The sequence below is a fragment of the Thiomicrorhabdus aquaedulcis genome, assembly GCF_004001325.1.
GTDB classification, from domain to species: domain Bacteria; phylum Pseudomonadota; class Gammaproteobacteria; order Thiomicrospirales; family Thiomicrospiraceae; genus Thiomicrorhabdus; species Thiomicrorhabdus aquaedulcis.
Window position 1 is genome coordinate 14,322 of sequence record NZ_AP018723.1, and the last position, 15,405, is coordinate 29,726.

Below are 15,405 nucleotides of genomic sequence, written 5' to 3' on the forward strand. Positions count from 1 at the left end.
TCCCTAAAACATCTTCAGGATTTCTGCCGTTCGCGGTTGAGCGCATACCTTCTGCAATTGACCGATAATTTTGTTGGTTAGCTTGCCCATAACGCTCTGTAACAAACGAGCGTGCAGCACATGACTTATCGCCAACGGCGCATGTTTGACTTTGAACCGTGGCACCCGAATTGATTAACTTTGTCACGCTGGAGGGGTCATCACGCCCTTTACCTGGGTAATTGTCGTTTAAAGGTGATTGCCCGGATACGCCAAAAGTAGGGAGAGAGCTAGTTGCCGACCCGTCTTTAATGGCGTTAATAGAGTTGGACTTGTTCGCTTGACCCATAGCCTTGCCTTGTTCAAAAGCATTGGCCATGGCAGGATTGTTGAGCGTGGTATTGACAAGAAAAAAAACAAGAATAGCGTGAGCGGTAATTTTGCGCCAAGCGGAGGTTTGATTGTCCATTTTTTAAAGCCTACTATTACGGGATGATAGTGCGTATGCTAGGCTTTAAATCGAACTGTTTTTTGCTGGTTTAGTGTTAAAAAATGTGTTGTTAGCTAAAATGTTTGAAAATTTTTGGTAGGAGTTGAATTTTCATGGAAGGAAGAATCTTCATTTATTAGATTTAGTTCTGTTTGCAAACTTTTCAATCATTTGACAGTTTTCGGCATTAGTTTTTCCACCTTGTGACCACGGTATGATATGGTCAGCCTCCATGTCTGCGATAGGGTAGTGCTCTCCTGTAATAGGGCATATTCCGACTTGACGTTCATAGGCTTCGCGGCGCATTTTTTCATCAAAAGCTCTAACGTTTAAGTGTTTTTCATCACCGCTTAAAATGTATTCGTAAACACCCCTTTTGTTTGTAACATCTTCATCCTGCATTAGAGTTTTTATTTTGCTTTCTATTTGAACCGGGTCTAATTTTGTTGCGCTGTGAAGGTTAAAAAAAACACCCCACGGCAATCCTTTCATTTCCTTTCTGTAATTGGTAAAGATTGCTTTAACCCAGCCAATCACTCGTTCATAATACATCCATAAAGCAACCGCAGAATTTTCATGCTGATGCTCGGACATGTATTTTTCTATATTAGGTTTATGGTTATGAATTTCATGGCTGTGCCAGAATATAGCTGTTTCAAGATACTCTTGCCTGATTGCATGGCCTTTTAAATAATCCTTCCCAATTGCATGTGCGGCACCTCCTTGACGGCTAAAATATTTTTTGGCGTCAACTAACCATGCGCCTGTGTATATGGCGTTTCTTAGTTCTTGGTCGAGTAGCTTTTCACCGGCAATGTTAATTGTTTTAAACCATTCAAGTTTTTCACTCTCGCTACCACTACACACATAAACCATAAGCTCATAATCTAAGAATTTATTCTTTTCATCCTCATGTAGATTATAAAATGAACGATAGTTAATGGAAAAGTTGCCAACAGCAAATTCGCATATTGATATTGTTCTTTGTTGACCATCAAGAACTTCAAATGTTTCATCTGAGTTTTTAGCCCAATAAATAGTATTAAGAGGATAACCTTTCATTACTGTTTCTATTACAGCATCCCTTTGTGCGTCTTTATAAACAAATTCGCGCTGGTAGGCGGGTCGAACATTAAGATTGCCATCCAGTGCGTATACGCCGTTATCAGGGTGGCTATAATATCTTTGTACCAAATTTTCTATTTTGATTTTTTTTAGCTCAATGTTCATATTATGTTTTCATCCATTTATTTTTTTAATCAATATTCTGACATAAGTTGCTTTGCCATTTATTGTCCCATCTTTGTCTTTTATTAAGCCATGTGACTTAAAAGGTATTTTTTCTGTATTTCTGAAGTCATTAGAGCTTAGTATCTCAAACTGTTCAGGATTAAATTTATCAAGAAAAGTAATTGGTACACCTATTGCGCCATCATAATCAACAGGAATTTCTTTAACCATACTCACGTTAATGGCATTGTAATTATCATAGGCTGGGTATTTACTTGGGTCATCATGGTACTTGCAGAACAGCGTAATATCTTCATGCCTCTCAGGGTAGTCCATGTTTGTAAACCAACGAACGCCTTTAACGCGAATGTATTTATTCCCTTCATCATCCACACGATAGCCAGCAGCCTTTAATGGGTAATCATCAGGTACTCGGAATTCACGGTCTCCACTACGAATGCTTTGACCAATCCAGAGTTTTTTATCCTTGATTAACGGAAATATCTCTTTAGTGGTTACGGCATTAATAGAACCAATAACTAAAAATTTTTTATCCATTTCAATAAGGCGTGCGATAAACTCACGGAACAGAGAGAATGGAGGGTTGGTTACGCAAATATCAGATTCTTGGAGTATCTCCAAAGATTCTGGTGAGCGAAAATCGCCATTTTGTTCAAGGTCGGTTCTACGGAACTCTTTAACACCCTTACTATTAATAAATAATTCTTGCTTATAAGTTGGCCTTGAATCGTGATAATGCGTTGATATTAACTTTTTCAGTTCCAAGTGGTCGAAGTTCATTTCAAAATAACGCCAAAAATTACTCTCATTTGGGTCGTCGCAATTGCAAAAAACAGTTTTACCTTTGAAGTGTGGTTTATAGTTCTTTAATTCCTTTTCAATATCGGTAAGCTGGGTGTAAAACTCATCCTTCTTAGCTGATTTTGCCGCGTTTAGGCCGTTGTTCGTTGTATTTTTTTCATTTAGTTACCACCTTTTATTATTATGCTGGAATTTATCCAGGCACTAAAACTAATCCGCATGATGCAGTTTAAATTCAGCCATATTGTCTTTCGTGGTTGTGTAATGAATGTGAAGTAATTTGGCAATTCTCAAAACTTCCTGATGCGTTAGTTTATCGGGCATTGTAAGGATATGTGCAGCCAACTCTTTTGCCGACAAAAACAACCCGTCCACTTTGTCGCCACCCCAGTGACCTTGTTCCCACCCATACTCATTAGCGTCCACTAACACGACGTAGTTGTTAATCCAGGCCTTAAAACAGGCTTCTTTAAAGAGATTGTTAATGGCACTCACATGAAACGCATTTTGCCTAAACGGATTGGTGAAGCCTCGGTCATACAGCCCGTCTTTTTTAAACGAGCTGGCTTGAGCTGAGTTCCATTTTTTAGAGTCTTTTTCGCCGTAAACTTTGCCAGAGATGGATTTGGTTTCAATGGCAAAAACACCTCTTTTGGACACATAGAGATGGTCAATCTCGGTAAAAGGCTGTCTTCGGTCTTGCACTGGAGTAGGAATTAAAATACCGTCAAACAAAAACGAATCTCCTTGAGAGTAGGGCGTATAACGAACAGCACCCAGCTCACGGTTAAGCGTATTGTTTACATGGTATTCAGCAGCCAGTCCTCTAATGCTGGTAACTTCTTTAAATTGACTGTCCATACAAGCCTCCTATCGAGAATTATTGTTTAAACTTTTGTGTTCAGGCATTGGTTACGCTGTTCTTATTTTCTCTTACCCAATTTTCAATAGCCTTTTCAGAGGCTTGCTGCATAGAGATGTTCTTGGCCACGCATACCATCTTAAATTCCGAATGAAGTTCTTTAGGAATTAATGGCAAGCGTTGCATTTCATTGGATTTTTGTTCAGTCATGTTGTTTCTCCAGTAGTTCTGCAATCGCCGTGGCGATAACCTTTGCCGCTTCAGCAGAGGGTGCTTCAAATTTCATACTAATGTTTTTGCCTTTGTAATCTAAAGAACCACGTAATTTGCCGTTGGTGTCGGTAAACTGTAACTTCGGTAACGGTTTCTTTTTAGGGGACGCCTTTTTGTTCAGCAACCCATCACAAAGCCTTTCAATGTCCTGTTTGTTTAAGTCGTTGGCCACTATTTTTACAACCAAAGAAGAAAATGCTTCCGATTCCCCGGCTATCTCATAGGCTCGACTGATTGCGTAACCTGCGTGAATCCCAATAGGAGTTTCCTTTTCGGATAAGTCTTCAAGAAAGGGCATCGGTATGGAACCAATTTTTAAAATCTTGCTGACCTCGCCTTGGGAGCGTTTCACAATCTCACTGAGTTCCTGGAGGCTCATGTGGTTTTTTTCTAAAAACGTGCGCCAGACCACCGCAGAGTCCAATAATGTTTGGCTTTTACGTTCTTCGTTTGCGGCGTAACTGAAGCGGTACATGTCCAAGTCACTTAAATTCTCGCTAAGAACTTCACAGCGAAGGGTTGGCCATTGAAGCTCCGTCGCCGCTTTAAAGCGAAAGTGTCCATCAATGATTTTGTACCGTTCGCCATTTTTGATAACGATAATCGGTGTAATCTGCCCTTCACTGGTGAGTGATAAAGCACGTCGTTCAACGTGTTTTTTGGGATAAAAAGCACGGGCATTGAAGTTATTTGCCTCTAGTTGAGTGAGCGGAATATCCAGAATAGTATTTCTGGCCAACTCAGCAACGTCTTTTTGTGTTTCCGTTTCCGCACCGTTAATGAAGCGTTCTGAAGCAATCGCTTTTTCGGACTCAGTAAGCGCGGGCTTATCCTGCTTTTCTGTCCTCTTAAACGGGGTTAAGCTCACTTTGCCTTTAGACATCTGAAAAAGCTCCTCTGCCATTGCGTTGATTTCTTGCTTTGCTTTGTTAGCGGAGGAGTCCATTTCGATAACCCCAAGGCCTGCTGCTGCCGCGTAAACATAAGAGGTTCTTGAATGTATGACCGTTTCCAGTAAATCAAACTCAGCAATCTCAGCAAGAATTTCTTTAGCTTCTGAAATAAGGGTTACGCCAGGATGGGTTGAACCAAAGGTAATAATGGTTTTGGCCACCAGCTTCTCGTTGTACATTTTAGCGTCTTCAACCAGCTCTATTACCTTGTCTAAGGTGTTAATGTCGTAAGGAGAGGGGCGAACAGGGGTAATCAAAATATCAGCCACGAGCAAAGCACTACGAAACTCTTTGGAATCTTGGCCGCCCGTGTCCACCAACACCACTCCATAGCGGCTTTCAAGGTCTTTAAGGGTCTTGTTGAGGTTGCCAGACTTCTCTACGCAATGAACGCTTTTGCATGTCCCTGACTCGTCACGTTTAGCAGACCATTGAAGGGCTGTTCCTTGCGTTGCGTTTCCATCGACCAGCAGCACGTCTACGTCTTTATTTACAAACCATGCAGCCAGATTGGTGCAGATTGTACTCTTGCCAGTACCGCCCTTGATGCCGCCAATTAAAATCACCATGATAAATACCATCTCCTTTTAGGTTAAATGTATAATAACACAAAAATACAAAAGTACAAAAGAAGTTTGTAAAAAATCAGGATAAAAAATAATAATGAAAAAACTTATTTCTTGGTTTTAATTTCTTAAAATGAAGTGGTTATTTTGTGTGTTCCAGCACCCAGCTTTTAGAGGAGGAGGGTTTGAAGAATCAAGAATTTTTAGAGGGTGTTGTGGCTTTAGAGCAGCTTGTAAAAGATTTAGCTTATAAGCATAAGGTGCCAGAAGAGCTTGTTTTAAGTGTGTTGATGAATAAGATTACAGGGGATTCGGCGGGGTTAAAAGAGTGTATAAAGAAAGGGCAAGCTTCAGTTCGTTCTGGGAGAGCGCCTTCTTGGATTAAGCTTGCAGTTGGTGTGTTGGCTAGAAATAATTTGCAGTAAGTGATGTATCAGAATCAGCGTTTTTTAGATTTAGTTGCCTGAATCCTGGTATACCAGGGAACTTGCACCCAAAAAATATTTCATGGGAATTTATTATTGAATTAGACAGTGCCATACAGCCGGCAAAAATTTTACATTCTTCTCGTTTTTCTTCCGAAACCGTGAGGGCTATGTGCCATAATCCGTAAATGACTTTTAAGTCTTCGGAAAATAATTCGCTAAAGTTAAGGTCGATATTTTTGAGTTCGTCTGGCGACTCTGCTTTATCGCGCTTCTCATCCCAATCCTTTATCACCATTTCACTAATTCTTGGCCAAAACCACCATGCATTGCTTCGAGACGTCGCAAAGTTTCGGACGTTCGCAGGCGACAAGCTAATGCTGTAACCAAACTCAGCCATTTTATCGTCAAGAACCTTTCCCAACCCTTTCCATGTCAGATTATGTGCGTCACGAATGTATTGAACGGTAGGGTGAATGGTATCTTTTTGTGTAAACATGGATTATCCATTTTTAATAACTATTTATTTAGGATAATTGTAACACTAAGCAATATATAGGGGAAAAAGAAATCCTGAAATTCGCCCAATTAGGCTAATTAGCCTAATTCGTTATTATGTCTTATGTCCGTGGGGCTTTTTTCCCTTCATCAAAACCTGTTCATCATCAACGTCACCTGGTCAATCGCGGGGGCAACCGAGATAAGCAGTACGGGTATTGATAGCACGGAGAGCAGTATCATGTTAATCATCTCAGACGCGCCTTTGAGTATCTCCATGTTGTACAAGCTTTTCTTCTCGAACTCTTTTGATAGGTCAGAAACAATGGAGGCGGCCTCCTTTCTGTCCATCATCTCGCCCCTTTTCAGAGTGATGACAAGCAGTTGATTCATCTCGACCCTGGCCAGCGCATCCGACACTAAGTAACCCTCTTTTTTAACCATGAGATACACTTCTTTTAGCTTCTTCTTGAAAAAAGGTGAGGATACTTGTTCTTTAATGATTTCCATGACGGTGGATTGTTTATTACCTGAGCCCATTGCCAGCACTAAAATACTTGAAATTTTTGCATATTCTGCATTTCGATAAAACACTCCAAAAACAGGGGTTGATAACGACACTAAATCGAAAAAAACGTCTATCGGTTCGGATATTGACCTAAGTAATTTTCGGATAAAGAAAAACCCAAACAGAAAAACGAAAAACCCGATAATGCTTTGAATGCCATAGTCGGCAATCCAGAACGCGGCGGTTGAAAAAGGCGGAATCTCACTTGGGTCAGACACCAGGGCATCAATGATTTTTCTTTGCATGGGCGCTAAGAAAATAATGGTCGCAATGGTTGCAATTATCATAAAAACACCGGACACGGCAGGGGCTATGTAAATCGTATTAAACCCTTTGCGAATCTTGAGTTGTAACTCGATTTGCTCTATCTCAATAGTGAACGCGGTCATAATATTACCGGTCAGTTCCCCGACTGAAATAACGTCGAAATACTTCTTTGGCAAGCCCGCTTCTTTTAAGGCAAGCGCCATAGTCGAGCCGTTTTTCATTGCGGTGTAAGCGTCATACCCAATCTTGCGGATTTTCTTGCTGTCCATCGAGTAGGAAGATATGTACTCCATCGCTTCAAGCGGCTTTAGACCGGATTTTAATAAAGACAGTATTTCTTTAAACAGGTCAATCGTCTCATTAGGAGACAGTCTTGTTTTTAATCCGGCACTGGAAAAGTAAATCTTTTTCGCCTCAACAAGCGAGATGCCAATCTTCTTTAAAGAGGCAGATAAATCTTCCTCGCTTGAACTCTCCATCCTCCCCTCAATGTAGCGGTTAGATGCGTCAAATCCTTCGTATTTATAAATCATAATGTCTCGTTAATAATGTGCGCTGTGTTAAAAATAGCGTCAACGCTGGGGTTTAACAATAGAATTTTGGTTTTTATACTGGAAAAGCCCCAGTTAAGGGGCTTGTTAAAGACTTATATCAGTCGATTATTAAGGGCAGGTGTTTGCCCAAACTCCTCCTTTCGGATGTTTTTCTGTCGTAAAGCCAATGTTAGCCCATGCTGCGAAACTAGTGGGAGCAACTGTTATAGCTGGACACAAGGTGGAGATGTTTTGGTTGAACGCTGTTGTGCCGCTGAACATGAAATTCATTGTTGTCACCAAGCTCGTATTCCATGAGCCGATAGGCTGGTTGAAGGCTATTGCGTTAATGAACATCGAATTCATTGAAGTCACCAAGCTCGTATTCCATGAGCCGATAGGCTGGTTGAAGGCTTTTGCGCCGCTGAACATCGAACTCATTGAAGTCACCAAGCTCGTATTCCATGAGTCGATAGGCTGGTTGAAGGCTATTGCGCCGCTGAACATGCCACTCATTGAAGTCACCTTGCTCGTATTCCATGAGCCGATAGGCTGGTTGAAGGCTGTTGCGTTAAAGAACATGAAGTGCATTGAAGTCACCAAGCTCGTATTCCATGAGCTGATAGGCTGGTTGAAGGCTTTTGCGTTGCTGAACATCGAACTCATTAAAGTCACCAAGCTCGTATTCCATGAGCCGATAGGCTGGTTGAAGGCTTTTGCGCCGCTGAACATCGAACTCATTGAAGTCACCAAGCTCGTATTCCATGAGTCGATAGGCTGGTTGAAGGCTATTGCGCCGCTGAACATGCCACTCATTGAAGTCACCTTGCTCGTATTCCATGAGCCGATAGGCTGGTTGAAGGCTGTTGCGTTAAAGAACATGAAGTGCATTGAAGTCACCAAGCTCGTATTCCATGAGCCGATAGGCTGGTTGAACGCTGTTGTGCCGCTGAACATCGAACTCATTGAAGTCACCAAGCTCGTATTCCATGAGTCGATAGGCTGGTTGAAGGCTATTGCGCCGCTGAACATGCCACTCATTGAAGTCACCTTGCTCGTATTCCATGAGCCGATAGGCTGGTTGAAGGCTGTTGCGTTAAAGAACATGAAGTGCATTGAAGTCACCAAGCTCGTATTCCATGAGCCGATAGGCTGGTTGAACGCTGTTGTGCCGCTGAACATCGAACTCATTGTAGTCACCGCGCTCGTGTCCCATAAGCCGATAGGCTGGTTGAAGGCTGTTGCACTCAAGAACATGTAGTACATTGAAGTCACCAAGCTCGTATTCCATGAGCCGATAGGCTGGTTGAACGCTGTTGCGCCGCTGAACATCGAATTCATTGAAGTCACCAAGCTCGTGTCCCAGTGTGAAATATCCGAATTAAACGTAGATTTTCCATTAAACCAAAAGGCCATGCTCGTTACACCCGATGTACACGCCAGCGCAGGGTCAACTGTGCCGCCGTGACTGGTTAATACGCTTGTACCCGAAATCTTGGTGTATGTCTTTCCATCAACTACACCCGTTTCACCCACTGCGGCGGTCTCGCACTTAATCGTGACTCCGTTCGTAGCTAAATAAAACTTAGACACAGTCACTTGAAAAGTCTTAACGGTTGAAGCCGTTTCTTTTTTGCCGTCGCTGGCAATGAGTTTTACCGTGTAATCAACGTCTTTAGTTAAACCGTCTAAATCCGCAGACGTGATAACACCCGTTGTGCCAGGAATGGTCTTAACCACCGTACCTGCGTTATTTAACACCTCGTAGCGATACGAAATGCCGTCACCGTCTGCATCGGTTGAGACCATGGTCATAGAGAGCGTTATATTCGCGCTTATGTCAACAGTCCCTATATCGACTGGGTCGGTTGAAAACACTGGCGCAGTGGGTGGGTTATTCAATACATCCGCCGCCTTATCTTGTACCCATGTTGAGTCCGCGTAATCACCGTCACCATTAGGGTCAAGCATTGAGCGATTTTCATCGGCTAATGCTTTCCAACCCCCTTCTGTAATAGAATGGTGCTTATAAAGCAAAATGCTTGTTGAAGCCATGACCGCTGTAACAGGGGTTATGGCCAGTAAGATGATTAATAACGCGTTCTTTAGTTTCATGGATACGTCCTTATTGATGATGATTTTTATACTGGAAAAGCCCCAGTTAAGGGGCTTGTTAGAGGGCTATATCAGTTGGTTGTTAAGGTGCTGGGCACGTTCCCCAAACAGGCGTGTTAGGCACGGTTAATTGAGAGCCCGTTTTAAAGTACGAGGGCAGTGATGTAATATTCGTTACGCACCAGCCGGATAAATTTTGGTTGAAATTAGTCGCGTTGTTGAACATATTATTCATGCTTACCCCAGTAAAGAAACCTAGATTATTCTGGACATTAACTGTATTCCATCCGCCAATATCCTGATTGAATGCGGTTGCGCCTGAAAACATTGAACCCATCGTTTTAACACTGCTCGTATTCCATCCGCCAATATCCTTGTTGAATACAGGGCTAAATTCAAACATATAGCTCATATTTTCAACTTTAGACGTATTCCATCCGCCAATATCCTGATTAAAGGTAGAAATATTGCCAACTGTGCTGGAGAACATCCTAGACATTTCAATAACATTGCCGGTACTCCAATTGCCGATAGGTTGGTTAAAAGATGGCGCTGAAGCGAACATCTGAGCCATTGAAGTCACCTTGCTCGTATTCCATGAACCGATAGGCTTGTTGAAAGCGCTGGCGACATTGAATGTCCCACTCATATTCGTAACCGCCCCGGTATTCCACCAGCCAATATCCTGATTGAAGGCTTTTGCAGCCCTGAAAGTTTGTTGCAGAGTTTGTACTTTGGATGTGTCCCATCTTGAAATATCTGCGTTAAAAATGCTCGCCACTCTGAATGTTCCCTGAAGTGACGTCACGCTACTGGTATCCCAGCTTGAAATATCCGAATTAAACGTAGATTTTCCATCAAACCAAAAGGCCATGCTCGTTACACCCGATGTACACGCCAGCGCAGGGTCAACTGTGCCGCCGTGACTGCTCAATACGCTTGTGCCTGAAATCTTGGTGTATGTCTTTCCATCAACTACACCCGTTTCACCCACGTCTGCGTTTGTGCATTTAACAGTGATACCGTTTGTGGCCAAGTAGAAAGCGTTATCGTCATAAGTAACGGTTGCAGTAGAGGTAGCTGTTTTATTGCCACTGTCTGTAGCCGTCAAATTGATACTGTCTAAAACAGTATTTGCATTAACGGCATCAAAACCTGATTGCGTTAAAATGACATTATTCCCGTTGATGGTGTATTGTCCGTTTGAATTCGTTCCTGCGGTAAAGCCAAAAGTGGGCGTTCCATCTTCTGCATCACTTGCAGTAATTCCGGCAACAACAAAACCAACTGCGGCATCTGCCTTGTTAAAGGTCGAAATCGCTGTAACAGTAACCGTTGGAGCGGTATTAGCTTCGTCTTTAGCCGCGCTCGTTGGGTCAACGTATGAACCCGTCTCAATCAAATTTTGATTTGTATCGGACAAGCTTTTCCACTGCGCTTCGCTAATGGAGTGATGTTTATTAAGTAAGACGCTTTGAGATGCCATGACCGCTGTAACAGGGGCTAAGGTCAAAAGAATGGCTAACTTAAATCTTTTGGATAATCGCATTTCTATTCCTTTTTAGTGAGTTAAAACATGAACTTTTTATTGATTTTTTTATGTACAGCTTTTTCCGGGAAACTTGCTTTCATAATGAAAATTGTGTCCGATTTATAGGCTGAGACTGAGTTAGCGCCTATGTCATTCAAAACCGGAATCTCACCAAGACCAGGTATGAACTGGCGTTCAATAGAGCCGTCTTTTGACTTAAACCCCGCAAAAATAGAATAATTTTCTTTATTAAGCGTAATGGTCGAACTCAATTTGTTTTCAGACTTAAGCGGCTTTTTAATCTCAATAACGTCGCCAAGACTTAAGTTGCGCTTCCAAGTAAAAACTTCTGTGGCGTAAATCTTTGAATCCGTATAGTCAATGGACATATTGATGGTCTGCTCGTCCAAGCTGATTCTAGGAGTAAAAATGAGAGTTTTACCGACATCCTCTTCAACAAATTCAGGCTTGTCTTCTGTGTATGTGACGACCGACACGCCATTCAAGGTCGTGTTATTCTCACTAAGATTTCCTGGTATCCAGTACCCAGTCGTTTGTATATCGGACATAAGGGTAGGGACGTCGTTATAAATGTTTAGAAGCGTCGTTGACTCTGAGCTAATCAGCCCATTTTTCTCATACATTTGAAGGCCTGATTTCAACACATCCCCATTATTTTCGGTCACGCTGCGTTCAAAGCTCACTGTGTTATTGACTATGCCAGTGGCTTGAGTTCCTGATGAGAGTGAGTAAAGGTTGTCAATTACCTTCGAGACAGAGATACCCATCTCCCTAGCTTTTTCATTGCTTATTCTGTAAATGCCCAGTTCAACTGTTGCATAGCCAACACTGGAATTTAAGTAACTCTCAATCAGCTTACGGCTTTGGCGCAGGGAGTTTGGAGACGCTTTAATGTGCATTGTGCCGGTTGACTCGTCCACAATAATGGTTGGCTTTTTAGGGGTGTAAGTTTGGTCAACTTTAGTGATGGTTTTATTGTCCATACCTAAGCCCATGCCTAAGTCCGTGGCAGAAGAAGGGGCGGGCGGAAGCGTGTTAGCTTGAATACTGTTCTTAACGAGTATGCTTTCTAGGTATTCTTTTATTTTTTTGTAATGACCTTTTTCCCCACTTTCTAATTTAGAGATGACGCTTTCAAGAATGACAAAATCACTCACATAAAGAACATTGTCTTTAAAGTAAAAATCCAGGTCAGCTACCTTTTCAAGCAGTTCTAAAAACTTCTTTAAAGGTAGGTTGTTCGCGCTGAGAGAAAAGGTTTTTTCCAGTGCGTTGGGGTTTTCAAGATTGTAAACAATGCTGATTTCAGGGGATTTCTTTGTGATAAACGACAGGTAATCTTTTGCGCTAGTCTCTGCATTCGCATCAATGGTTAAGTTTTCAGTGCTGGGGAACCCGGAAAGGTCGTCCCCGTCAATATTGATTTCATATACCTCATATTGCTCATTCTTGGTTTTATCAAATTTATTATAGGCATCGCCAATCTCATTAATCATGGCAACGGGTTGAACCACATCTTGACTTACTTTCTCGTGCTCGGCCAAATGCGAGCAACCTTGTGTGGATGCGATAAAAATAGGTAAGCAGGCCAAGTAACCCAATCTTTTGAAATTTAAGTTCAACATTTATTCAAATCCTCTCTCGGCAATACTAAGCGGTGTTTTTTTACTTTGGCCATTTAAAACGGTTAAAAAAGCTTTTTCTTTTGGTAAGTAGCTTGCGTAAAAACCAGTTATTTTCTGTGGCTTTTTAGTGATATTCATCTTGGTGTTTCGGTACAGGCACAGAACCTCTTCATCTGAAACCATTAGGGGTTTACACATGAAGTAACCAAGTTCTTGCATCAAGTTTTGATTCAAAAACGCATCAACATCATCGGCTTTAATCATGTCATTCAGAGAAGGTAAATTTAGCTCTTTGCTTTTCGCTCCTGAGTCCAGTCCACCTTCATGCCTGACTACCGACAATTCCATTTTTGCTTGTATTGCTTGCGTATTTGTTTTGATTTGATTTAGCTCACTCTCTAAGCTCGCTATTAAAGAATTCAGTTTTTTGATGCTTTCTTCAGCCGTGGTTTTTGATTCGCTAAAAATCTTGTTATTGCCTTCAAATTCAGTTTTTAAAACATTTAGCTGTTCGGAAATCGCTAATTCAGATTTTTTAATAGACGCTTCCATTGTTTGATTAATTGTTACCGTCGCAATACAAATGGCCGAAACCATAATCAGGGGGGTTGCGATAGATTTAAACGAAAGGTTGTGTGATAAACTGGATAAAAACGCTTCTTTATTCATTTCCATGAAGTTTGTTTTTCTCAACACTTGTTCAGGTTTAACTGCATTAAAAACGCTTTTGTCGTCTAAAAAGAACCGCTTCCCCTCGAAAATTTCAATGTACTTATCAAATAAAAAGGTTGCCTTTAAACCTTCTGAAAAAGCGGCTTTTTCTATGTTTTTAGCAAAGTCAGAAACTTCGTTTTCACTTCCACATTTTGCATAGGACTTAATTAATCCATCGCTGATTGCAACCAAGGCAGAATGTTCAAAATTAATATAAATTTTATAATCCGAAAAAGCGTTAAATGCATAATGAGTTCTGCAATATTCGTGAAATGGGAGCTCATTGGTTATGGCCACGTATCCTTCATCAAAAACGATTAAGTCAAGTCCATCTTTAGATTCTGAATAGGTGTAAAAGCCCACCCCAATTCGAGATTGCACAAATTTCTCGCGTTTCTTTCCCTTAAGGCTGCTCGGAACTGATATAAGACCCCTCAAGCCAATATTTTCAGGATAAGTTATGACGTAGTTATTCTTGTTTTTTGAGGCTTTTTTAGTCATTTGTTTCAATTTCCGTTAATCCATTAAACCCAATTTCATACCTTAGCTTCAGACCTTCTCTGTCATCACTGGGCACAAGTTCTTGATGCACCATCACCCCAGTGGCTTTAATAAACGCCTCAATGTTGCCCACCTTTAAATCCTCTAATCTATCTCTTACAGCACCAATTCCATTGGCGTGAATAGTGGTTAATACCAGGTGCCCAGTTAAAGCCATTTCTACCGCTCTTGATGCCGTCTCTGCATCTCGTATTTCACCCAGCAATATTGCATCGGGTGCCTGTCTTAAAATGGAACGAATCGTTTGAGAGAAGCTTTGACCAGCATCTTCGTTTATCTGTACCTGGTTAATGTTTTTGATACGTATCTCAACGGGGTCTTCCATCGTGATGATGTTGTACGCGTCTGCGTCAAGTTCTGAAAGCATTGAATAGAGCGTGGTGGTCTTACCGGAGCCGGTCACGCCAGAAAGAACAATAATGCCTTTAAGCCCTTTGATGATTTTCTTCACTCTGTCTGCGTGATGTTTTTCAAACCCAAGCGTCTCTAAATCAAAACGGTCTTCCATCTGGATTCTCAACGTGATTTGCTCGCCAGAAACGGTTGTAATCGAACTAACGCGGATACTTAAAATATACTTGTCTTGCAGTATTTTGACTTCCAATGAGCCGTCTTGATGCCCACGTATCTTTCCAGCTTCCATTCCGGCTCTTTGCTTAATCGCTTGTACAAGACGCTTGGCGTTATCCTTTGGCAGTGCAAATTGGAATTTCTTTTTCCGGTCTATCCTGAAAAAAACATAGGAGAGAGATTCATCCGTTGTTGAATAGTTAATAAAAATATCCGAAGACCTTTCCAGTGCAGCGTATTCAAACATGAGGCTAATAAAGTCGTTAATACCTTCGCCTTTATCATGGTCTCCCTTTAGCATTTCATAAATTTTTTCACGATAATTTTCGTTATCGACGTACATTTTTCTTTGCAAAAGAGACAGAGAAAGCTTCGTTACTACGAAATACTCAACCTCAAAACCATGTTTTTTATAAAAGCCTTTTGTTTTAAGGTGAGCAACTGGGTCGGACGGGTCGGTAATGGCGATAAGCACTTTGTTTTTAGTTTCATCTAAATCGAATAAGCATTGCCCACGGGACTTAGAAACCGATTCCGCCAAGTTGTAATTAAACGTGATTGCTTTATCGTTAATGAGCGGGATTTTTGAAATAACGTTTTCACTGGGAATGCCCATCTCAGCGGAAACGGCTCTTAATATTTTTATTTCACTCGCAAAGCCAAGTATGGCTATGGCATCCGGCACGCTTAATCCGGCTCTTAAGAGCGATTCATGCTTCGCCATTTCAAGCTGGTTTTCAGTGATAATCTCTTTTTCAATCAGGATTTTTTCGATAAATAATGAATGCTTATCATTGAACAT

12 protein-coding genes and 1 pseudogene are annotated in these 15,405 nt (G+C 41.4%); 1 reads left to right on the forward strand and 12 read right to left on the reverse strand.

The window, feature by feature from the left end:
- Nucleotides 1-598 precede the first annotated feature (598 nt).
- The 5 genes and pseudogenes from EP181_RS11325 to EP181_RS11340 form a co-directional block, all read right to left on the reverse strand.
- Nucleotides 599-1,699, reverse strand: a complete 1,101-nt coding sequence (locus EP181_RS11325; RefSeq protein ID WP_127471937.1) for an HNH endonuclease family protein — start codon at nt 1,697-1,699, stop codon at nt 599-601.
- Between the two features lie 9 nt (nt 1,700-1,708).
- Nucleotides 1,709-2,644 (reverse strand): annotated as a pseudogene (locus tag EP181_RS11330) (adenine-specific methyltransferase EcoRI family protein); the annotation flags it as partial.
- 87 nt (nt 2,645-2,731) lie between these two features.
- On the reverse strand, nt 2,732-3,382 hold the full coding sequence (locus EP181_RS11335) for a nuclease-related domain-containing protein (RefSeq protein WP_127471938.1): 651 nt from the start codon (nt 3,380-3,382) through the stop codon (nt 2,732-2,734).
- Between the two features lie 40 nt (nt 3,383-3,422).
- The gene (locus EP181_RS11925) at nt 3,423-3,593 is read right to left on the reverse strand and encodes a hypothetical protein (protein WP_172959772.1); all 171 of its coding nucleotides are present in this window, start codon (nt 3,591-3,593) and stop codon (nt 3,423-3,425) included.
- Nucleotides 3,586-5,178, reverse strand: a complete 1,593-nt coding sequence (locus tag EP181_RS11340; protein WP_172959773.1) for a ParB/RepB/Spo0J family partition protein — start codon at nt 5,176-5,178, stop codon at nt 3,586-3,588. Before EP181_RS11340 ends, EP181_RS11925 begins: the two co-directional genes overlap by 8 nt.
- Before the next feature lie 182 nt (nt 5,179-5,360).
- Here EP181_RS11340 and EP181_RS11345 point away from each other — a divergent pair, with 182 nt between their 5' ends.
- On the forward strand, nt 5,361-5,600 hold the full coding sequence (locus EP181_RS11345; protein WP_127471940.1) for a hypothetical protein: 240 nt from the start codon (nt 5,361-5,363) through the stop codon (nt 5,598-5,600).
- Here the strand turns inward: EP181_RS11345 and EP181_RS11350 are convergent.
- The 7 genes from EP181_RS11350 to EP181_RS11380 all read right to left on the reverse strand — a co-directional run bounded on the left by EP181_RS11350 (nt 5,581) and on the right by EP181_RS11380 (nt 15,405).
- Nucleotides 5,581-6,099 carry a hypothetical protein gene (locus EP181_RS11350; RefSeq protein WP_127471941.1) on the reverse strand — a complete coding sequence of 173 codons (519 nt, stop codon included), beginning with the start codon at nt 6,097-6,099 and terminating at the stop codon, nt 5,581-5,583. The two genes, EP181_RS11345 and EP181_RS11350, sit on opposite strands and share 20 nt — an antisense overlap.
- Nucleotides 6,100-6,248: 149 nt before the next feature.
- Nucleotides 6,249-7,466, reverse strand: coding sequence for a type II secretion system F family protein (locus tag EP181_RS11355; RefSeq protein WP_127471942.1), 1,218 nt, complete (start codon nt 7,464-7,466; stop codon nt 6,249-6,251).
- 129 nt (nt 7,467-7,595) lie between these two features.
- Nucleotides 7,596-9,581: a BspA family leucine-rich repeat surface protein gene (locus tag EP181_RS11360; RefSeq protein WP_232023596.1), complete on the reverse strand. Its 1,986-nt coding sequence runs from the start codon at nt 9,579-9,581 to the stop codon at nt 7,596-7,598.
- Nucleotides 9,582-9,663: 82 nt separating this feature from the next.
- Nucleotides 9,664-11,130 carry a BspA family leucine-rich repeat surface protein gene (locus tag EP181_RS11365; protein WP_127471943.1) on the reverse strand — a complete coding sequence of 489 codons (1,467 nt, stop codon included), beginning with the start codon at nt 11,128-11,130 and terminating at the stop codon, nt 9,664-9,666.
- A 20-nt stretch (nt 11,131-11,150) separates the two neighbouring features.
- Nucleotides 11,151-12,758, reverse strand: coding sequence for a hypothetical protein (locus EP181_RS11370; protein ID WP_127471944.1), 1,608 nt, complete (start codon nt 12,756-12,758; stop codon nt 11,151-11,153).
- Complete coding sequence (locus EP181_RS11375) at nt 12,759-13,973, reverse strand: hypothetical protein (protein ID WP_127471945.1); 1,215 nt, start codon at nt 13,971-13,973, stop codon at nt 12,759-12,761.
- On the reverse strand, nt 13,966-15,405 hold the full coding sequence (locus tag EP181_RS11380) for a GspE/PulE family protein (RefSeq protein WP_127471946.1): 1,440 nt from the start codon (nt 15,403-15,405) through the stop codon (nt 13,966-13,968). The genes EP181_RS11375 and EP181_RS11380 overlap by 8 nt, the downstream gene beginning before the upstream one ends.

What these genes read in the sequence shown, in the direction of transcription:
- EP181_RS11380 (WP_127471946.1), bottom strand. Translation starts at nt 15,405, where the DNA reads ATGTTCAATGATAAGCATTCATTATTTATCGAAAAAATCCTGATTGAA.
- EP181_RS11355 (WP_127471942.1), bottom strand. Translation starts at nt 7,466, where the DNA reads ATGATTTATAAATACGAAGGATTTGACGCATCTAACCGCTACATTGAG.
- EP181_RS11925 (WP_172959772.1), bottom strand. Translation starts at nt 3,593, where the DNA reads ATGACTGAACAAAAATCCAATGAAATGCAACGCTTGCCATTAATTCCT.
- EP181_RS11360 (WP_232023596.1), bottom strand. Translation starts at nt 9,581, where the DNA reads ATGAAACTAAAGAACGCGTTATTAATCATCTTACTGGCCATAACCCCT.
- EP181_RS11335 (WP_127471938.1), bottom strand. Translation starts at nt 3,382, where the DNA reads ATGGACAGTCAATTTAAAGAAGTTACCAGCATTAGAGGACTGGCTGCT.
- EP181_RS11340 (WP_172959773.1), bottom strand. Translation starts at nt 5,178, where the DNA reads ATGGTGATTTTAATTGGCGGCATCAAGGGCGGTACTGGCAAGAGTACA.
- EP181_RS11325 (WP_127471937.1), bottom strand. Translation starts at nt 1,699, where the DNA reads ATGAACATTGAGCTAAAAAAAATCAAAATAGAAAATTTGGTACAAAGA.
- EP181_RS11375 (WP_127471945.1), bottom strand. Translation starts at nt 13,973, where the DNA reads ATGACTAAAAAAGCCTCAAAAAACAAGAATAACTACGTCATAACTTAT.
- EP181_RS11350 (WP_127471941.1), bottom strand. Translation starts at nt 6,099, where the DNA reads ATGTTTACACAAAAAGATACCATTCACCCTACCGTTCAATACATTCGT.
- EP181_RS11365 (WP_127471943.1), bottom strand. Translation starts at nt 11,130, where the DNA reads ATGCGATTATCCAAAAGATTTAAGTTAGCCATTCTTTTGACCTTAGCC.
- EP181_RS11370 (WP_127471944.1), bottom strand. Translation starts at nt 12,758, where the DNA reads ATGTTGAACTTAAATTTCAAAAGATTGGGTTACTTGGCCTGCTTACCT.